The organism is Streptomyces sp. NPDC087440, assembly GCF_044744005.1.
Lineage (GTDB): Bacteria > Actinomycetota > Actinomycetes > Streptomycetales > Streptomycetaceae > Streptomyces.
In genome coordinates this window covers 233,218-253,052 of the sequence record NZ_JBIUXN010000012.1, presented here as the reverse complement: position 1 = coordinate 253,052, position 19,835 = coordinate 233,218, and the positions used below count along the sequence as shown (strand labels likewise).

17 protein-coding genes are annotated in these 19,835 nt (G+C 69.2%); 10 read left to right on the top strand and 7 right to left on the bottom strand.

The genetic code is table 11. From position 1 onward, the window contains the following. Positions 1 to 129: 129 nt before the first annotated feature. From pflB to ACIO3O_RS24070, 9 genes are all read left to right on the top strand, one after another. Positions 130 to 2,424 carry a formate C-acetyltransferase gene (gene pflB / locus ACIO3O_RS24110; protein ID WP_401749068.1) on the top strand — a complete coding sequence of 765 codons (2,295 nt, stop codon included), beginning with the start codon at positions 130 to 132 and terminating at the stop codon, positions 2,422 to 2,424. A gap of 134 nt (positions 2,425 to 2,558) precedes the next feature. After that, positions 2,559 to 3,386, top strand: a complete 828-nt coding sequence (gene pflA / locus ACIO3O_RS24105) for a pyruvate formate-lyase-activating protein (RefSeq protein WP_401749066.1) — start codon at positions 2,559 to 2,561, stop codon at positions 3,384 to 3,386. A gap of 45 nt (positions 3,387 to 3,431) precedes the next feature. Continuing rightward, positions 3,432 to 4,565, top strand: a complete 1,134-nt coding sequence (locus tag ACIO3O_RS24100) for an MFS transporter (RefSeq protein ID WP_401749064.1) — start codon at positions 3,432 to 3,434, stop codon at positions 4,563 to 4,565. After that, positions 4,562 to 6,895 carry a molybdopterin oxidoreductase family protein gene (locus ACIO3O_RS24095; protein ID WP_401749062.1) on the top strand — a complete coding sequence of 778 codons (2,334 nt, stop codon included), beginning with the start codon at positions 4,562 to 4,564 and terminating at the stop codon, positions 6,893 to 6,895. Before ACIO3O_RS24100 ends, ACIO3O_RS24095 begins: the two co-directional genes overlap by 4 nt. A 6-nt stretch (positions 6,896 to 6,901) precedes the next feature. Then, positions 6,902 to 7,501 carry a 4Fe-4S dicluster domain-containing protein gene (locus tag ACIO3O_RS24090; RefSeq protein ID WP_401749060.1) on the top strand — a complete coding sequence of 200 codons (600 nt, stop codon included), beginning with the start codon at positions 6,902 to 6,904 and terminating at the stop codon, positions 7,499 to 7,501. Continuing rightward, positions 7,498 to 8,184 carry a Rieske (2Fe-2S) protein gene (locus ACIO3O_RS24085; RefSeq protein ID WP_401749058.1) on the top strand — a complete coding sequence of 229 codons (687 nt, stop codon included), beginning with the start codon at positions 7,498 to 7,500 and terminating at the stop codon, positions 8,182 to 8,184. The genes ACIO3O_RS24090 and ACIO3O_RS24085 overlap by 4 nt, the downstream gene beginning before the upstream one ends. After that, on the top strand, positions 8,181 to 8,597 hold the full coding sequence (locus tag ACIO3O_RS24080; protein WP_401749056.1) for a hypothetical protein: 417 nt from the start codon (positions 8,181 to 8,183) through the stop codon (positions 8,595 to 8,597). Before ACIO3O_RS24085 ends, ACIO3O_RS24080 begins: the two co-directional genes overlap by 4 nt. Positions 8,598 to 8,602: 5 nt before the next feature. Next, positions 8,603 to 10,030 carry an MFS transporter gene (locus ACIO3O_RS24075; RefSeq protein ID WP_401749054.1) on the top strand — a complete coding sequence of 476 codons (1,428 nt, stop codon included), beginning with the start codon at positions 8,603 to 8,605 and terminating at the stop codon, positions 10,028 to 10,030. 61 nt (positions 10,031 to 10,091) lie between these two features. Further along, on the top strand, positions 10,092 to 10,295 hold the full coding sequence (locus ACIO3O_RS24070; RefSeq protein WP_401749052.1) for a hypothetical protein: 204 nt from the start codon (positions 10,092 to 10,094) through the stop codon (positions 10,293 to 10,295). Between the two features lie 43 nt (positions 10,296 to 10,338). Here ACIO3O_RS24070 and mscL read toward each other — a convergent pair whose 3' ends face one another. The 6 genes from mscL to ACIO3O_RS24040 all read right to left on the bottom strand — a co-directional run bounded on the left by mscL (position 10,339) and on the right by ACIO3O_RS24040 (position 16,093). Next, a complete protein-coding gene (gene mscL, locus ACIO3O_RS24065) occupies positions 10,339 to 10,806 on the bottom strand; it encodes a large conductance mechanosensitive channel protein MscL (protein ID WP_401749050.1) in 468 nt (155 codons plus the stop codon). A gap of 150 nt (positions 10,807 to 10,956) precedes the next feature. Then, a complete protein-coding gene (locus tag ACIO3O_RS24060) occupies positions 10,957 to 11,298 on the bottom strand; it encodes a hypothetical protein (protein WP_401749048.1) in 342 nt (113 codons plus the stop codon). Positions 11,299 to 11,658: 360 nt separating this feature from the next. After that, positions 11,659 to 12,501 carry an S-methyl-5'-thioadenosine phosphorylase gene (locus ACIO3O_RS24055; RefSeq protein ID WP_401749046.1) on the bottom strand — a complete coding sequence of 281 codons (843 nt, stop codon included), beginning with the start codon at positions 12,499 to 12,501 and terminating at the stop codon, positions 11,659 to 11,661. Positions 12,502 to 12,609: 108 nt separating this feature from the next. Then, positions 12,610 to 12,948 (bottom strand): FmdB family zinc ribbon protein, encoded by a 339-nt coding sequence (locus tag ACIO3O_RS24050; RefSeq protein ID WP_401749044.1) that lies wholly within the window; start codon positions 12,946 to 12,948, stop codon positions 12,610 to 12,612. A 66-nt stretch (positions 12,949 to 13,014) separates the two neighbouring features. After that, on the bottom strand, positions 13,015 to 14,301 hold the full coding sequence (locus ACIO3O_RS24045) for an MFS transporter (protein ID WP_401749043.1): 1,287 nt from the start codon (positions 14,299 to 14,301) through the stop codon (positions 13,015 to 13,017). A gap of 220 nt (positions 14,302 to 14,521) precedes the next feature. Next, entirely contained in the window at positions 14,522 to 16,093 is a 1,572-nt protein-coding gene (locus ACIO3O_RS24040) for a potassium/proton antiporter (RefSeq protein WP_401749133.1), read from the bottom strand. Between the two features lie 217 nt (positions 16,094 to 16,310). Here ACIO3O_RS24040 and ACIO3O_RS24035 point away from each other — a divergent pair, with 217 nt between their 5' ends. After that, positions 16,311 to 19,214: a penicillin acylase family protein gene (locus ACIO3O_RS24035; protein WP_401749041.1), complete on the top strand. Its 2,904-nt coding sequence runs from the start codon at positions 16,311 to 16,313 to the stop codon at positions 19,212 to 19,214. On the opposite strand, the gene ACIO3O_RS24030 is transcribed toward ACIO3O_RS24035, so the two are convergent. Beyond that, entirely contained in the window at positions 19,211 to 19,828 is a 618-nt protein-coding gene (locus ACIO3O_RS24030) for a 5-formyltetrahydrofolate cyclo-ligase (protein WP_401749039.1), read from the bottom strand. The genes ACIO3O_RS24035 and ACIO3O_RS24030 overlap by 4 nt on opposite strands. Positions 19,829 to 19,835 lie beyond the last annotated feature (7 nt).

The window sequence follows — 19,835 nt, the reverse complement described above, 5'->3', positions numbered from 1 at the left end:
AATCCTGATTCGGGGGAGCAAAAGTAAGGCCTTTGGGTCCTCGACTGGGGACCAATGCGCGCGCCATGGCGAGTGCGGCAGGAGTCGAATGGGGGTGTAGCGACGAAGCAGGAACGGAAGGTGCGGACGATGACCACAGCCCCCGTGGACACCGCGGCGAACGGCGACACCGAGGTGACGGCGAACGGCATGCAGGCCGTGGACGCCTGGGACGGCTTCCAGGACGGACTGTGGCGCGACGCCGTCGATGTCCGCGACTTCGTGCAGCGGAACTACACCCCGTACGAGGGCGACGCCGCCTTCCTCGCGGGACCCACCGAGCGCACCACCGCCGTGTGGCAGAAGCTCCTGGGCATGTTCCCCGAGGAGAACAGCAAGGGCATCTACGACGTCGACGTGAAGACGCCGTCGCGCATCGACGCCTTCGCCCCCGGCTTCATCGACGCCGACAAGGACCTCATCGTCGGCCTCCAGACCGATGCGCCCCTCAAGCGGGCGATCATGCCCAACGGCGGCTGGCGCATGGTCGAGAGCGCCCTGAACGCGTACGGGTACGAGGCCGACCCCGAGGTCCGCGAGGTCTACACGCACCTGCGCAAGACCCACAACGAGGGTGTCTTCGACGCGTACACCCCCGAGATCCGCGCCTGCCGCTCCTCCGGCATCATCACCGGCCTGCCCGACGCGTACGGCCGCGGCCGCATCATCGGCGACTACCGCCGCGTCGCCCTGTACGGCGTAGACCGACTTATCGACATGAAGGTGACCGACCGGGCACGCCTGGGCGAGCAGTGGGCCACCGAGCACGTCATCCGCGACCGCGAGGAGATCTCCGAGCAGATCAAGGCGCTGAACGAGCTCAAGTCGATGGCCGCCTCCTACGGCTACGACATCTCGGGTCCCGCCCGCACCGGCCGCGAGGCCGTCCAGTGGCTGTACTTCGCGTACCTGGCCGCCGTGAAGGAGCAGAACGGCGCGGCCATGTCGATCGGCCGCATCGACAACTTCCTCGACATCTACCTCCAGCGCGACATCGACAAGGGCCTCATCACCGAGGAGCAGGCGCAGGAGTTCATCGACGACTTCGTCATCAAGCTCCGCATCGTCCGCTTCCTGCGCACCCCGGAGTACAACGAGCTGTACTCCGGCGACCCGACCTGGGTGACCTGGTCGATGGCCGGCATCGGCGAGGACGGCCGCCCGCTGGTCTCGCGCACCACCTTCCGCGCCCTGCAGACGCTCTACAACCTCGGCCCGGCGCCGGAGCCCAACCTCACCGTCTTCTGGTCGCAGCAGCTGCCGCAGGGTTTCAAGTCGTACGCGTCGAAGGTCGCCATCGACACCTCGGCGATCCAGTTCGAGTCCGACGAACTCATGCGCCCGAAGTACGGCGACGACACCGCGATCGCGTGCTGCGTGTCGGCGATGGCCGTCGGCAAGCAGATGCAGTTCTTCGGCGCACGCGTGAATGTCGCCAAAGCGCTTTTGTACGCGATCAACGGCGGCCGCGACGAGAAGTCCGGCAAGACCGTCGTGAAGGGCTTCGAGCCCGTCACCGGCGACTACCTCGACTACGAGGACATCGCCCCGCGCTACGACGCGATGCTGGACTGGCTGGCCAAGACGTACGTGCACGCGCTCAACGTCATCCACTACATGCACGACAAGTACGCCTACGAGCGCATCGAGATGGCCCTGCACGACCAGGAGATCCTGCGCACCATGGCCTGCGGCATCGCAGGACTGTCGGTCGCCGCCGACTCCCTCTCGGCCATCAAGCACGCCCGCGTCAAGGTGATCCGGGACGAGACGGGCCTGGCGGTCGACTACGAGATCGAGGGCGAGTACCCGGCGTACGGCAACAACGACGACCGCGCCGACGCCATCGCGAAGCGCATCGTCGAGGACTTCATGCAGAAGATCCGCAAGCACCCGACGTACCGCGGCGCCGTGCACACACAGTCTGTGCTCACGATCACTTCAAACGTCGTCTACGGCAAGAAGACCGGCAACACCCCCGACGGCCGCCGCGCCGGCACCCCGTTCGCGCCCGGCGCCAACCCGATGAACGGGCGCGACGAGCACGGCTACATCGCCTCCGCGCTGTCGGTCGCCAAGCTGCCGTACGACGACGCCGAGGACGGCATCTCGCTGACCAACACCATCACTCCGGACGCGCTCGGCCGCACCGCCGAGGAGCGGGTGCAGAACCTCTCCGGCGTCCTGGACGGCTTCATGGCCAGCAACGGCTTCCACATGAACGTCAACGTCCTCGACAAGAAGATGCTCGAAGACGCCATGGAGCACCCGGAGAACTACCCGCAGCTGACCATCCGGGTCTCGGGTTACGCGGTCAACTTCGTGCGGCTGACCCGCGAGCAGCAGCTCGACGTCATCAACCGCACCTTCCACGGCTCGCTCTAGAGCCACCCGCCCCCCAAGGGGCCCACGATCCGTACGGCGCCGGGGCCGATCCCCCTGACCTCACCCGGTCCCGGCGCCGTACGAAAACGTTTCTCCACACCTCCTTTCGCAACTCCTCCCAGGAGGCTCCTGCCATGACCGCCGTACTGCTCGGGAACGAGATCCCCGTACGTGCCGCCGCCCCCGCCGTCCCCGAGGGCGCCACCCCGGCCGGCGCCGCGACCCAGCGCCCCATCAGCGGCTCGGTGCACTCCTGGGACCTGTCCACCGGCGTCGACGGCCCCGGCACGCGCTTCGTCACGTTCCTCTCCGGCTGCCCGCTGACCTGCCTGTACTGCCACAACCCCGACACCATGAAGATGCGCAACGGGAAGCGGTACGCGGCGGACGACATCGTCGCGGAAGCCGCCAAGTACACGACCTTCATCCGTGCCTCCGGCGGCGGCGCCACCATCAGCGGCGGCGAACCCCTGCTCCAGCCGGTCTTCGCGGGCGAACTCTTCCACCGCTTCAAGCACGAACTGGGCCTGCACACCGCCCTGGACACCTCCGGCTTCCTCGGCGCGCGCGCCACCGACGCCCTGCTCCGGGACGTGGACCTGGTCCTGCTGGACATCAAGTCCTGGGACCCGGCGACGTACACGAAGGTGACCGGCCGCGAGCTCCGGCCCACCCTGGACTTCGCCCGACGCCTGGCCGCGCTCGACAAGCAGGTGCACGTACGGTTCGTCCTCGTCCCCGGCCTGACCGACGACCCCGCGAACATCGACGGCGTCGCGGCCTTCGCCGCCTCGCTCGGTGTCGTCTCGCGTGTCGACATCCTGCCCTTCCACAAGCTGGGCGAGGCCAAGTGGGAGGCGCTCGGCAAGACCTTCACGCTGCACGACACCCCGTCGCCGGGACCGGCCGAGGTGGCGGCGGCCCGCGAGATCTTCCAGGGACACGGGTTGTACGCCGTTTGAGTGCACCAAGGGGTGAAAGTGCTCCTTTCGTCCTAATTTGAGGGGGTGACCGAGCCCTCACCCTCCGCACCGGACCCGACAGCACCCCCGAACCCCGGGGGTGCACCCCCTGCGGGCACCGGGGCCGCCCCCCTCGGTTCCTCCCCACGGCCCACCGTCCCGGTGACCCGCCGCGCCACCCTGGTGGCCACGCTGGTCTCCGTACTCCTGATCCTGGCGATCTACTTCGGCAGCCGCATGCTGCGCGACTTCGACTCCGCCCTGATCCCCTACGCAGTGGCCACGATCTTCCTCGCCTTCGGCGTCGCCTACCGCTACACCGTCTGGGTCTCCGCGCCCGGCGCCCGCCGCCTGTTCACCAAGGGCTGGGGCAGCCTCTTCTCCGCCGAGAACTTCCGCAAGGCCCCCACCGCGCTGCCGAAGATGATCGCGACCTACCTCGGCTTCCAGAAGTTCCTCGGCGCCCGCAGCCACGCCCGCTGGGCCGCCCACCAGCTCATCTTCTGGGGCTGCATCCTGGCCGCCGCGATCACCTTCCCGCTCACCTGGGGCTGGTTCACCTTCACGTCGTCGACCGGCTCGGGGCCCGGGTACGAGATGCGGGTCTGGGGCATCAAGGTGCTCGGCTACGACTCCTCCAGCCTCATCGGCTGGCTGATGTTCCACGGCCTGGACGTCGCCGCCGTGCTGGTCATCCCCGGTGCCTCGTACTTCCTGTACCGGCGGATGAAGGACCGCGGCGCGATGACCGGCCAGCGCTTCGCGTACGACCTCGTACCGCTCATCGCACTGATCGTCATCTCGGTGACCGGCCTGCTGCTCACCTTCTCGTCGATCTTCCTGCACGGCGGCGGCTACGAGTTCCTGGCGCTGCTGCACATGGTGTCGGTCGTCTTCACCCTGATCTACATCCCGTTCGGGAAGTTCTTCCACATCGTGCAGCGGCCCGCCGCCGTCGGCATGCAGCTCTTCAAGTACACGGCGCGGCAGAAGGACGAGGTCTTCCACTGCCGCCGCTGCAACACGCCGATCGACACCGCGCCGTACGTCGAGAACCTCGAAGCGACCATGCGCGACCTGAAGCTCGACTTCGCCGAATGGGCCGAGTACTGCCCCCGCTGCAAGCGCGAACTGCGGGGCAACGCCTACCTCTCGCACGTCAAGAAGGGCTTCAAGTGAGTGCGCAAGACGTCCCGCTGGGACCGACGGTACGGGCGCACGTTCCGCTCGACCCGTCCATCGCCCCGCCCGGCACCCGCGGCTTCCGCGACGCCGGCGGCATCCCCGCCGACCAGTGGCACGCCGACCAGAACGGCGAGACCCTCGTCCCCACCCACTGCTGCTTCTGCGGCGTGCAGTGCGGCATGTACCTGCGGGTCGACAAGGGCGGCAAGGTCTTCGGCGTCGAGCCGCGCAACCACGACATCAACCGGATGCGCCTGTGCCCCAAGGGCATCAACGCCTACCAGCAGGTCAACCACCCCGACCGGCTCACCGCCCCCCTGATGCGCCGCTCGCGCGACGAGGAGTTCCGGGAGGTCTCCTGGGAGGAGGCGCTCGACTTCACCGCGTCCGAGGTGCGTCGTATCCAGCAGACGTACGGCAACGACGCGTTCGGCATGCTCGGCGGCGCGAGCCTCTTCTCGGAGAAGACGTACCTGGTCGGCAAGTTCGCGCGGGTCGCCCTCAAGACGCGACATGTCGACTACAACGGCCGCCTGTGCATGGTGTCCGCCGCCGGCGCCAACAAGCTGGCCTTCGGCATCGACCGCGCGGGCAACCCCTTCTCCGACATCCTCCTCACCGACTGCCTGCTCATCGCGGGCTCCAACGTCGGCGAGTGCTTCCCGGTGATGACCCAGTACCTGTGGGGTGCGCGCGACCGGGGTGCGGTGCTGATCGTCGTCGACCCGCGCGAGACGGCCATCGCGCGCACCGCCGACATCCACGTCGCCCTCAAGCCGGGCACGGACTCGGCGTTCTTCAACGCGGTCCTCCACGTCGTCGTACGCGAAAACCTCGTCGACGCCGCGTACCTGGCAGCCAACGCCACCGGCTGGGACGAGGTCAGGGCCAAGGCCGCCGAGTACCCGCCGGAGCGCTCCGCGGAGATCTGCGGGGTCCCGGCCGCACAGATCGAGCAGGTCGCGCGGGTGTTCGCGGGCGCGGGCAAGTCGATGGCGTGGCACGCGCGCGGCATCGAGCACCACTCGCAGGGCGTCGAGAACTGCCTGTCCGTCATCAACCTGTGCGTCGCCACCGGCAACATCGGCAAGCCGGGCGCGGGCTACGGCACCATCACCGGCCAGGGCAACGGGCAGGGCGGCCGCGAACACGGCCAGAAGTCCGACATGCTGCCCGGCGGCCGCTCGATCATGAACGACGAACACCGCCGCCAGATCTGCGAGATCTGGGGCATCGAGGAGTCCGAACTCCCGCCCGCCGGCACCTCGATGATGGAAATGGTCTGGCAGATGCAGCGCGGCGAGATCCGCGGCCTGATCGGCGTCTGCAACAACCCCTTCGTCTCCCTGCCCAACTACCGGGTGGTGAAGGAGGGGTACGACGCCACGGAGTTCCACGCCCAGTTCGACTTCTTCCTCTCCGAGACGGCCGCCAACGCGCACGTCGTCTTCCCCGTCACCACCTGGGCCGAGGACGAGGGAGTGATGGCCAACGCCGAGGCCCGCGTCGTCAAGCACAACAAGGCGCAGGAACCCCCGGCGGGCGTGCGCACCGACACCTGGGTGATGTGCCAGCTCGCCCAGCGCCTGGGCGCGGGCGACAAATTCGCCTTCGCCGGCTCCCGCGAGGTCTTCGAAGAACTGCGCACCGCCTCCTCCGGCACCGTCAACGACTACTACGGCATCACCTACGAGCGCCTGGAGGAGACCGGCGGCATCGCCTGGCCCTGCCCGGACACCGCGCACCCCGGCACCCCCCGCCTCTTCGAGGACGGCCGGACGTACCACCCCGACGGCAAGATCCACCTGCAGGTCGTCGAGTGGCACCAGCCGATGGACCCGTACGACGACGACTTCCCGATGTCGCTCACCACGGGCCGCACCGTCGCCCACTTCCTCTCCGGCAACCAGACCCGGCGGCTCGGCGCCCTGGTCGCGCAGACCCCGCGCCCGTGGGTGGAGGTCCACCCCTCGCACGGCTTCACGAACGGCGATCCGGTACGCGTCGTCACCCGCCGCGGCAGTGCCGTCTTCCCGGCGCTGGTCACCGAGGCGATCCGCCCCGACACCTTCTTCGTCCCGTACCACTGGCCCGCCCCGACGGCCGCCAACATCCTCACCATCGACGCCCTGGACCCCCGCTCCAAGATCCCGGAGTACAAGGTCTGCGCCTGCCGCATCGAGCGCGCGGACTCCCTCGACGAGGTCCCGGCCCCACCCGTCGCGCCCGGCCACGTGGCGTACCCCGAGACCCAGGTCTCCCGCACCGACACCCTGCCGCCCACCGCCCCCCAGGGCAGGGCGACCGCAGAAGAGAGGCGCTGACCAGCCATGATGGGTAAAACGATCTTCATCGACCCGGGCCGCTGCATCGGCTGCCAGGCCTGCGTCTCGGCCTGCCGCGAATGCGACTCGCACCGCGGCAAGTCGATGATCCACCTCGACTACACCGACCCCGGCCAGTCCGTCGCCTCCCTGCCCACCGTCTGCATGCACTGCGAGGACCCGGTCGCCCCGTGCGCCGAGGTCTGCCCCGCCGAGGCGATCCTGATCACCGCCGACGGTGTCGTGCAGCAGGCCGACACCACCCGCTGCATCGGCTGCGCCAACTGCGTCAACGCCTGCCCCTTCGGCGTCCCCAAGATCGACCTCGAAGCCAAGCTGCAGATGAAGTGCAACCTCTGCTACGACCGCACCGCCTACGGCCTGGCACCCATGTGCGCCACGGTCTGCCCGACCGGAGCCCTCTTCTACGGAACCCTCGAAGAACTCCAGGCCGAGCGCCCCGGCGTGCAGGTCGCCGACTCCTTCGCCTTCGGCGACGTGATGGTCTCCACCGGGGTCGCCATGGTCGTCCCCGCCGACAAGGTCCAGTGGCCGGTGCCCGGCGGGCTCCCGGTCGTCGAGGTGAACGGAGTCGACGTCCGATGAGCACCGTCCAGCCACCGTCCCCCGGCGACACCCGGGCCCCCGAGGACGCCGACGCCGCCCAGGCCGCCCTCCACGACCGCATCAGCGCCGACTCCCTCACCTCCCGCCGCGACTACCTGCGGATCGTCGCCACCGTCTCCGGCGGCCTCGCCGTCGGCGGCCTGGCGGTCGCCGGGGGAGTGCTGCACCGGCACGGCGACCCCGAGGGCGACGGCGTCCCCAGGGCGAAGAAGATCGCCGACGCGCTCCCGGCCGGCGAGTCGATCGCCTTCCGCTACCCCGGCGACGAGGACCGAGCCGTCGCCGTCCGCCTCGACGACGGCTCCCTCGTCGGCTACTCCGCCGTCTGTACGCACCTGGCCTGCGCCGTCCTGTGGCGCAAGGAACGCGGCTCCGAGGGCGAGCTGTACTGCCCCTGCCACGAGGGCATCTTCGACGCCCGCACCGGCGAGGTCACCGCGGGCCCACCGCCCCGCGGCCTGCCGAAGGTGGTGGTCGTCGAGGAGGTCGACGGCAGCATCTGGGCCATCGGCACCACCCGCTCCGGCGAGAGCGTCGAGGACGGCCTGTGCCGCCAGATCATCGACGAACGCCCCGAGTTCGCGGCCCGCGTCGGATGCCCGGGAGCCGCCCTGCGCCGCACCCCGCAGTCCGAGCCCCGCCAGCAGAGCAGGCAGACATGAGCGAACCGACCCCACCGCCGACGACCCCGTCCCCGTCGCCCTCGCCCACCCCACCCGGCACCCCACCGCGCCCCGTCTACCACCCCGGCAGCGCCGACCCGAGGCTGAACCGCCCGGTCCACGAGCGCTACCCCCAGATCCGCCCCACCAGCGGCTACGGCGACCCCCGCATCCGCCACACCGGCCCCGGCCCCGGCGCGGGAACCGAGCAGGAGCCCGAACGCGCCGCCAAGTTCAACGCCCGCCTCACGCTCGCCATGACCGTAGTCGTCGGCCAGCTCTGGGCGCTGTTCATCACCGTCAACGAGTGGATGAAGGGCGACACCACCACCGCCTGGTGGGGCGCGGGCTTCCTGTGCCTCTCCTTCGTGGTCGTCCTCGTCCTCTGGCTCATCGACCCCAAGGACCGGTGACACCTATGGCAACGGCAACCCCCACAGGCTCCCCGGCCCAGGGCGTCGACTCGTACAAGCCCGGCACGACCATCACCGACTGGCGTCCCGAGGACGAGTCCTTCTGGCAGTCCACCGGCCGCAAGGTCGCCAACCGCAACCTGTGGATCTCGGTCCCCGCCCTGATGCTGGGATTCGTGGTCTGGCAGGTCTGGTCGGTGACCGTCGTCAAGCTCGGCGACGTCGGGTTCGGCTACTCCAAGTCGCAGCTCTTCTGGCTGACCGCCATCCCCGGCATCACCGGCGGCACCTTCCGCATCCTGTACACCTTCATCGGGCCGATCTTCGGCGAGCGGAAGTTCACCGCGTTCTCCACGATCATCCTGGTCGCCCCGATGCTGTGGCTGGGCTTCGCACTCCAGGACACCTCCACCCCGTACTGGGAGATGGCCCTGATCGCCGCCGTCTGCGGCCTCGGCGGCGCAAACTTCGCCTCCTCCATGGCCAACATCGGCTTCTTCTTCCCCAAGCGGGAAAAGGGCAACGCCAACGGCATGAACGGCGGCCTCGGTAACCTGGGCGTCTCCGTCGTCCAACTGGTCGCCCCGCTGGTCGTCACCGCGGCCGTGCTCTTCGCCCCGGCCGGCGGCCCGCTGAAGAGCAAGAAGACCGGCGAGGACGTCTGGCTCCAGAACGGTGCGTTCCTCTGGGTGCCGCTGCTGATCATCATGGCGCTGCTGGCCTGGTTCCTGATGAACGACCTCAAGGTCGCCGCCGCTCCGTTCAGCCAGCAGAAGATCATCTTCAAGCGGAAGCACAACTGGCTGATGACCTGGCTGTACGTCGGGACCTTCGGCTCCTTCATCGGCTTCGCCGCGGCCCTGCCGAACCTGATCAACACCACGTTCACGCCGATCAACCCGGCCTACTCGGCCACCACCTACGCCTGGATCGGCCCCTTCGTCGGAGCCCTCGCCCGCTGGGGCGGCGGCTGGCTCTCCGACAAGCTGGGCGGTGCCCGCGTCACCATGCTGTCGTTCGTCGGCATGGGTGTCGCCCTGGTCGTCGTCATCAGCGCACTGCCGAGCGGCGGCAACAACGGCAACTTCTGGGTCTTCTACGCCGGTTTCCTCGTCGCGTTCCTCTTCTGCGGCCTGGGCAACGGATCGACCTTCCGGCAGATCCCGGTGATCTTCCGCAACCAGCACCTGATGCAGGTGGCCGGCCAGGGCGAGGCAGAGCAGGCGGCAGCGCTCAAGCAGTCCGAGATGGAGGCGGGAGCAGTGACCGGCTTCAGCTCCGGCATCGCCGCCTACGGCTTCTTCTTCATCCCGGCGATGTTCGCGAACTTCCCCGTGGTCAACTCGCTCTGGGTCTTCGTCGGCTTCTACGTGACGTGCCTGGCGGTCTGCTGGTGGTTCTACGCCCGCAAGGGAGCCGAGGCCCCCAGCTGACCGGGCGGGGCCCTCGGTCGGCCGAGGGCCCGTTCCCGTACCACCGCCGTACTCTGGAGGAATGAACACCTCCGACCAGGCCGCCCCGGGCGCGGGCCTCCCCGAACCGGCGACGCGCCCCAAGCCCAAGCTGGTCTTCGACGATCCGCTGGACCAGCAGTCGTCGGACGACACGGACCGGGGCTGGGGCGACCGTCCCACCACCAGCGGTGGGACGGCGGACCTCGCCCGCTTCCTGGACGAGAAGCCGCCGCACCACATCTGATCCGACCGCGGCGGCATCCGATCCGACCGCGGTGACCGCGGTACTACGGGTTGTTGTGCCCGGACCCGCGCTGCGCGACCAGGGCGTCCCTGATCTCCTTGAGGAGCTCGATCTCGGTGGCGTCCATGACCTCCTCGGTCGCCTCCTTCGCCTTCTCCTTCGCCGCGCGCCTGGCGAGATACCTCGCCATCGGCAGAACCATCAGGAAGTAGACGACCGCGGCGGTGATCAGGAAGCTCAGCATGGCGCTGAGCACCGATCCCCACATGATCGGGATGCCTTGCATCTGACCGTCGACGACCTTGCACGGGTCCTTCAGACAGGAGCTGTACTTCTCCAGGTCCTGCGTGCCGAAGGCGCCGACAAGCGGATTGATCACGCCCTTGACGATCGAGTTCACGATGTTGGTGAACGCGGCACCGATGACAACGGCGACCGCGAGATCGATCACGTTGCCGCGCATCAGGAAGGCCTTGAAGCCTTCCAGCAGGCTGGTCTTCTCGTCGCTCACGAACGAGCCTCTTTTCGCATGTGCAGGGGGCAGTGCAAATATCTCCGCAACTCTTGGCAGCACCGGTTGCCGCTGTCCAATCCGGCAACTCGTATCGGTGACCCCACTGTTCGTCAGCGCGAATCGGGGCTCCGTCAATCAGCACACTGATCAACACAGCGTCACCGCCAGCCGGGACGTCGTTCCCGCGCCCGCCAGCTGAGCCGCGGTCGCGCGAGGAACGGACAGCACCACCAGTGCCCCGCCGTCCGCAGAAGTCTGCCCCGGTTCCGGCACTTCAGCCACTCGAACACCGGCCGCCACCACCCTGGCCGGGGAAACTCCGCCGCTGGTGGGCGAGTTGGCGGAGGCGATCACATCGACCCGGTCCCCGCGCCGCAGCAGTCGTACGGTCGCCGCGTCAGCGATCCGTACGGGAGCGGACACCACCTCCGCGCGCGCGGCGGCCCGGCGATGCTGCTTTCCCGCCTCCTCGACCGTCTGCGTATGCACGCCGGTACGTTCCGTGGGCCGCGGTGTCGCGGCGGCCAACGCGGCGGCGGACACCGCGAGTCCGGCCGCCACCGCCCGCCGCCTGCGCCGCACCGCTTTGCGCAGTCGATGTCGGCCCCTACCGCCTCGCACCCGCAACGGAGCGAATTCGGGCACGCCACACGGCTCGGGCGCGGACGGCGCGGGCAGGGGCAGCGGAAGAGAGGGGGCGAGCGAGGACACGGAGAATCACCACCGGATCACGTCGGGTTCACGGTCTGTAACCCCTCACGATCCACGTCCCGCGCCGATCCCGCCGGGCCCTGTGGACAGCCCCCGCCCTGTGGAGAACTCGCTCACCCTCACGGGGGAAGCCCGGCGTCAGGGCAGCGCGATCCCCGTCTCGATCCCGTCCAGCGCGTGCGCGCACAGGCAGTCACGGGCGGCGTTCTCCGGCAACCCCGCCACCGCGTCGAACAACACCCCGCGCAGCCGGTCCACGTTCGCCCCGAACACCTTCAGGACCTCCTCGTGACTGACGCCCTCACCCGTCTCCGCACCCGCGTCCAGGTCCGTGACCAGCGTCATCGACGTGTAGCAGAGCCCCAGTTCACGAGCGAGCACGGCTTCCGGATGCCCCGTCATCCCGACGACCGACCAGCCCATCGACGCGTGCCACACCGACTCCGCGCGGGTCGAGAAGCGCGGCCCCTCGACGACCACCAGCGTCCCGCCGTCCACCGGCTCCCAGTCCCGCCCGCGCGCAGCCTCCAGCGCGACGCCGCGTCCCGTGGGGCAGTACGGGTCGGCGAACGACATGTGCACGACTTCGGGCAGCGTGCCGTCCACGGCTGTGACGCCGTCGTAGTACGTCTGCGTCCTGGCCTTCGTACGGTCCACCAACTGGTCCGGCACCAGCAGCGTGCCCGGACCGTACTCGGCCCGCAGACCGCCCACCGCGCACGGTCCCAGCACCTGACGGGCACCCACCGAGCGCAGCGCCCACAGGTTGGCCCGGTAGTTGATGCGGTGCGGCGGAAGGTGGTGACCGCGCCCGTGCCGGGGCAGGAACGCCACCTTCCGGCCGGCGATCTCGCCCAGGAACAGGGAGTCGCTGGGGCTGCCGTACGGAGTGTCCACCTGGATCTCGGTCACGTCCTCCAGGAAGGAGTAGAAGCCCGATCCGCCGATGACACCGATCTCTGCCTGCGCTGCGTTCACCATGGCCGTCACCCTAGCCCCGGCCCGCACGCCGCTTCGGCCCGGGAACGCCGAAGCCCCCGCCGTCGCGAACGACTGCGGGGACTTCGGGAAAAGCGGAAAGCGGATGCCTCAGGCGGCCGAGGACGACCCCGTGGAGGAGCTCGACGAAGACGACGACGAGGACGACGTGGTCGACGACGAAGCCGCGGGCTTCGAGTCGGAGCTCGACGAGGACGACGACGAAGCGGTCTTCGAGGCCGAGGTCGACGCCGGCGTGCTGCTCGACGAGGAGCCGCGGCTGTCGTTCCGGTAGAAACCGGAGCCCTTGAAGACGATGCCGACCGCGGAGAAGACCTTCTTCAGGCGTCCCTTGCAGGCCGGGCACTCGGTCAGTGCGTCATCGGTGAACTTCTGCACTGCCTCAAGGCCTTCGCCGCATGCGGTGCACTGGTACTGGTAGGTCGGCACTTGCTCCTCCTGGCACTCTCACTCGATGAGTGCTAACGACGGTCCATAGTGACGTATTCCGCTGGATCAGTCCACCGTGACCGGCACGCGGTGACCCACACCACGTGCGGCCACCCGCCCCGAGGACTGAGGCAACAGGCGCGAGCGCAGCACCACGAGCACCACCAGGGCGAGCGCCGTGCCGCCCAGCGGCACCAGGAAACCGGCGCCGGAGCCATGTGCGTCGGTCAGCCGCCCGGCCACCGTCACGGCCATGGCCTGCCCGAACGCGACCGCGCCCGTCAGCCACGTGAACGCCTCGGTCCGCGCGGTGGCAGGCACCAGCGTCTCGACCATGGTGTAACCAGTGATCAGCGCGGGCGCGATGCACAGGCCGACCAGCAGCCCCAGCCCCGCCAGCAGCGGCACGGAGTGCACCGCCCACAGCCCGGAGGCGAAGAGCGTCAGCCCGATGTATCCGGCCATCAGCCGGCGACGCGGCCCGATCTTCCAGGCGACGGTGCCGCAGACGATGCCCGCCAGCATGTTGCCGCCCGCGAAGATGCCGTACAGCAGCCCGTTGATGCCCGGGTTGCCCGCCTCCTGCGCGAACGCGGTGAGCGAGACCTGCATGCCGCCGAAGACGGAGCCGATGCCCAGGAACGCCACCGCGAGCACCCGCACACCGGGGATGGACAGCGCGGAGACGTGCTTCGCCTTCGCCTCACCCGGGCGACGGCTCGGCACCGGCTGCGTCCCGCGCTGGGCGGCGAAGAACAGGCCGCCGGCCAGGGTGAGCGTCGCCTCGGCGATCAGCCCCGCCGCCGGGTGCACACCGGTGCACAATGCGGTCGCCAGCACCGGACCCACCACGAAGGTGAACTCGTCCGTCACCGACTCGAAGGCCGCAGCCGTCGACATCAGCGGCGAACCCTCCAGCTTCGCCGCCCAGCGCGCCCGCACCATCGGCCCCACCTGCGGCACCGAAGCACCGGCGGGGACAGCGGCGACGAACAGCGCCCACAGGGGTGCACCGGCGAGCGCCAGCGCGGTGAGCGCGCTCACGGACGCCGCGTGCACCAGTACGCCGGGCACGAGCACCGCGCGCTGCCCGAAACGGTCCGCCAGCTTGCCGCTCTGCGGTGCGAACAGCGCCATCGAGACACCGGTGACGGCGGCGACGATGCCCGCGCTGCCGTAGGAACCGGTCGTGTGCTGCACCAGCAGCACGATGCCGATGGTCAGCATCGCGAAGGGCTGCCGGGCCAGGAACCCGGGAATCAGGAAGGTCCAGGCCCCGGGCGTGCGCAGCAGCTGGCCGTACCCGGGACGCTTGTCGTTCTTCGTGGCGTCGGTCGTGACCGTGTTCGTCACGGCCCTTGCCTTTCTGCCGCCTGGTAGCGCATCCCTTTGCGCGTACGTCATACGTTCTACGTCGTACGCGGGCACGCAGTGCGTGCGGAAGCCGCCGAGAGCTGTCCTCTTGCGCAGGACCGGCGGTAGATACCAGGCGCCCCTTGTGATGGGGGCAGGCCGCCGTGCGGTCGCGCCAGCCCTGCGTCAGGCAGAGTTGGTCGATCAATTCACCTTCATGCTACAGGGGCTTTTGGTCCGTCGCCCTTGCTTTCGCTGCCGCGGGCTGCTGTACGGGCCGCAGCGCCGGCCGTGGTGCGGGTTCGCCGCCCGTGCCCAGCCAGTCCGCCAGCTTGCCGCCCTGGCCGACCGCCCGCAGTCGCCGCTCAGCGGCGTCCCGTACCGGATCGGTGGCCACCACCAGCAGCTCGTCCCCGCGTCGCAGCACTGTCGTCGGCAGCGGTACGAAGCTGGTGCCGTCCCGCACCACCAGGGTGACGGCGGCCCCCGGCGGCAGGCGCAGTTCCGCCACCTCCACCCCGTGCATCCGGGACTTCTCCGGGATGGCCACCGACAGCAGGTGCCCGCGCAACCGCTCCAGGGGCGCGGACTCGATGCCCAGGTCGGCGGTCTCCGCGCCGTCCCCCAGGTTCAGCCGCCGCGCCAGCCACGGCAGCGTCGGACCCTGCACCAGCGTGTAGACGACGACCAGCACGAAGACGATGTTGAAGATCTGGTCGCTGCCCTTGACGCCGCCCACCATCGGAATGGTCGCCAGCACGATGGGCACCGCCCCGCGCAGTCCCGCCCAGGACAGCAGCACCTGCTCGCGCATGGACGTACCGAAGGGCAGCAGGCTGATCAGTACGGAAGCGGGGCGGGCCACCATCGTCAGGACCAGGCCGACGATGATCGCGGGCCAGATGTCGTCCAGCAGTTCGTGCGGGGTGACCAGCAGGCCCAGCAGGACGAACATGCCGATCTGGGCGATCCAGCCGAGTCCGTCGGCGAAACCGCGGGTGGCCGGCCAGTGCGGAAGTTTGCTGTTACCCATGATCATCGCGGCCAGGTAGACCGCCAGGAAGCCACTGCCGTGCGCCATGGCGCCCGCCGCGTACGCGGTGACCGCGATCGCCATCACCGCGATCGGGTACAGACCGGAGGCGGGCAGCGCCACGCTGCGCAGGCCGAGCGAACCGAGCCAGCCGACCGCGAGACCGATGGCCGCGCCGATCGCCAGCTCCAGGGCTATCTCGCCCACCAGTACGTACCAGTGGTCGACGGGGCCGGCCGTGGAGAACGCCACGACCAGGATGACCACCGGGGCGTCGTTGAAGCCGGACTCGGCCTCCAGGACGCCCGTCAGGCGCGCGGGCAGCGGCACCTTGCGCAGCACCGAGAAGACCGCCGCCGCGTCCGTCGAGGACACCACAGCACCGATGATCAACGCCTGCCGCCAGTCCAGTCCCACCAGGTAGTGCGCACCTGCCGCCGTGATGCCCACACTCACCGCGACGCCGAGTGTCGACATGACGACTGCCGACGGCAACGCGGGTTTGACCTCCTTCCACTTCGTGCCCAGGCCGCCCTCGGCCAGGATCACGACCAGGGCGGCATAGCCGATCACCTGCGTCAGCTCGGCGTTGTCGAACGCGACGTTGCCGATGCCGTCCTGGCCCAGCGCGATGCCGATCCCGAGGTAGATCAGCAGGCTGGGAAGCCCGCTGCGCGAGGACAGTCGTACCGCCGCGACGGCGACGAGCAGCACGACCGCGCAGATGAGCAGGAGTTCATTGAGCTGGTGGACAGTCAGGGGCCGGTCCTTTCCTGGGGCCAGCCGGATCGTTCCTCCAGCGGCAGGGCATACGGGCGAGGTAGTTTCATTACCTTACCTAATCTTTGACGCCTCCTTAACGCGTTTCCTCAACTGCCTCAAAGAGTGCTTCCGGAGACCGAGTCCGGAGCGGTACGGGGCTGCGCCTATGGTTGCTCCAGCACTCCAGGACCACCCTGCCCCTCTAAGGACAGCGATGCCCGCCACCCCCACCGCCCCTTCCGCTGCTCCCGCAGGCAAGAAAAAGAAGAGGGGGCGCGCCCGCCTGCTCCTCATCGTGCTGGTGCTGGCGATCGTCGCGGGCGTCGGCTACGGCACGTACTGGAGCGTCAGCACCGTACGGGCCTCGTTCCCCCAAGCCAGTGGTGAGCTGACGCTCGACGGGCTGACGCAGCCCGTCGACGTCAAGCGCGACGCCAACGGCATCCCGCAGATCTACGCCTCCACGGACGCCGACCTCTTCCGCGCCCAGGGCTACGTCCAGGCGCAGGACCGCTTCTGGGAGATGGACGTCCGCCGCCACATGACGTCGGGCCGTCTCGCCGAGATGTTCGGTTCGGGCCAGGTCGAGACGGACGCCTTCCTGCGCACCCTCGGCTGGCGCCAGGTGGCGCAGAAGGAGTACGACGAGAAGCTGTCGCCGGAGACGAAGAAGTACCTCCAGGCGTACGCGGCGGGCGTCAACGAGTACCTGAAGGGGCGCTCCAGCAAGGACGTCTCCGTGGAGTACGCAGCCCTCGGCTTCACCACGGACTACACCATCGAGGAGTGGACCCCGGTCGACTCGGTGGCCTGGCTCAAGGCGATGGCCTGGGACCTGCGCGGCAACATGCAGGACGAGATCGACCGCTCGCTGATGACCAGCCGCATGGACAAGAAGCAGATCGACGAGCTGTACCCGAAGTACCCCTTCGACCGGCACAAGCCGATCGTCGAGGAGAACCTCGCCAAGGGCGGCTCCTCGGGCTCCTCCGGCAACGGCTTCGGCACGGACGCCCGCGGCGCATCCGGCACCGGCACCAGCACCGGTGGCACGGGAACGGGCACCAGCACCGGCGGCACGGGCACCAGCACCGGCGGCAGCGCAGGCCGCAACGCCGGCACCGGTGGCACCGGAACCGGCACCGGAACCGGAACTGGCACCAGCACCGGTGCGAGCTCCAACACCGGCGTCGGCTCCACCCAGGGCCTCCAGACACAGCTCTCCCGCATCTCCGCCAACCTCGACAAGATCCCGGCACTGCTCGGCCCCAACGGCAACGGCATCGGCTCGAACTCCTGGGTGGTCGCCGGTTCGAAGACCACCACCGGCAAGCCGCTGCTCGCCAACGACCCGCACCTGGCCCCCCAGATGCCGTCCCTCTGGTACCAGATGGGCCTGCACTGCCGTGAGATCTCCTCGCAGTGCCAGTACGACACCGCGGGCTACACCTTCTCCGGCATGCCCGGCGTGGTCATCGGCCACAACCAGGACATCGCCTGGGGCATGACCAACCTGGGCGCCGACGTCTCGGACCTCTACCTGGAGAAGGTCGGCCCCAACAACACGTACCTGTACGACAACAAGGAAAAGCCCTTCACGACCCGCGTCGAGACCATCAAGGTCGCGGGCGGCGGCAGCAAGAAGATCACCGTCCGTTCCACCGAGAACGGCCCGCTGATCTCCGACCGCAACACCGAGATGGAGTCGGTCGGCCAGAAGGCGCCCGTCACCAACTCCGCCCCCGACCGGGGCAACGGTTACGCGGTCGCCCTGAAGTGGACCGCCCTGCAGCCCGGCAAGTCCATGGACGCCGTCTTCGAGATGAACCGCGCCAAGAACTTCAAGGAGTTCCAGGGCGCCGCCGGCCACTTCGAGGTGCCGTCGCAGAACCTCATCTACGCCGACACCGCGGGCAACATCGGCTACCAGGCCCCGGGCACCATCCCGATCCGCAGCAGCGGCCACGACGGCCGCATGCCGGTCGCCGGCTGGGACTCCAAGAACAACTGGAAGGGCTACATCGCGCAGAGCCGGATGCCGTACGAGTACAACCCCAAGCGCGGCTACATCGTCACCGCCAACCAGGCCGTCGTCGACTCCCGCAAGTACCCGGACCTGAAGCTCACCGAGGACTGGGGCTACGGCGCCCGTTCGCAGCGCATCAACGACCTGATCGAGTCCAAGACCAAGGACGGCGGCAAGATCAGCACCGATGACATGCGCACCATGCAGATGGACAACAGCAGCGAGATCGCCAAGCTGCTGACCCCCTACCTGCTGAAGATCGACATCAACGACGAGCAGATCCGCGAGGCACAGAAGCTCCTGGAGGGCTGGGACTACACCCAGGAGTCCGACTCGGCGGCCGCCGCGTACTTCAACGGCGTCTGGCGCAACATCCTCAAGCTGGCCTTCGGCAACAAGATGCCCAAGGAACTGCGGGTCACGGGCCAGTGCCTGTACGTGCGCTCCGCCGACGGCCCCGTCGACGACCTCGCCAAGCCGACCCGCGAGTGCGGCGAGCGCGACGCGGACTCCGCGCAGCCCGACGGCGGCGACCGCTGGTTCGAGGTCGTACGCAACCTGGTGAAGGACGAGAAGAGCGACTGGTGGTCCTCGCCGGCCTCCCGCACCGACAAGGCCACCACGACCCGCGACGAGCTGTTCGCGCGGGCCATGGAGGACGCCCGCTGGGAGCTCACCGCCAAGCTCGGCAAGAACATCAAGACGTGGAACTGGGGCCGCCTGCACCAGCTCACGCTCAAGAACCAGACGCTGGGCACCGAGGGCCCCGGCTTCATCCAGCACCTGCTCAACCGCGGCCCCTGGAACCTGGGCGGCGGCGAGGCGGCCGTCAACGCCACCGGCTGGAACGCGGCGGGCGGCTACGAGGTCGTCTGGGTCCCGTCCATGCGGATGGTCGTCAACCTCAGCGACCTCGACAAGTCCCGCTGGATCAACCTGACCGGCTCCTCCGGGCACGCCTATCACAGTAACTACAGCGACCAGACGGAGAAGTGGGCCAAGGGCGAACTGCTCGACTGGTCGTTCACCAAGGCGGCCGTCGACAAGTCGACCACCGAGACCCTGGTCCTCAAGCCGGGCCCGCCCGGCTAGGCAGCACCGAAACGCCGGACCCCCTCCGGCGTCACCACCGCGTGCACGGGGTGGTCGTGGGGTTCCACCGGAACCTCCGCGACCACCTCGTTCGCGTACAGCAGCACCACCAAACGCACACAGGTCCCCCCGTCGCCCGCCTCCAGCCGCGCCAGCACCCTGTCGTACGACCCGCCGCCGCGCCCCATCCGCATCCCCCGCGTGTCCACCGCCAGCCCCGGCAGCAGCACCACGTCCGCCTCCCGTACGGCGTCCACGCCCAGCCGGCGCCCCGAGGGCTCCAGGAGCCCGCGCCCGGCCCGTACGAGCCCCTGCGCACCCTCGTACGCCCCCCAGTCCAGATCGTTGTCGGGCAGCAGCACCGGCAGCAGAACGCGCACCCCGCGCGCGTGCAGCGCGTCCAGCAGTGCACGGGTGCCGGGTTCACGGCCGACCGAGACGTACGCGGCGACCGTCCCCGCACCCGCCAGCTCCGGCAGTTCCAGTGCCCGCCGGGCGAGAACCGCGGCCGCCTGCGCCGCGTCCTCCTGGGACAACAGCTTCCTGCGCCCCAGGAGTTCACGCCGCAGCACCTGCTTCTGCGCGGCCCGGTCCGTCGTCTCCTCAGCGTCCACGGTCACC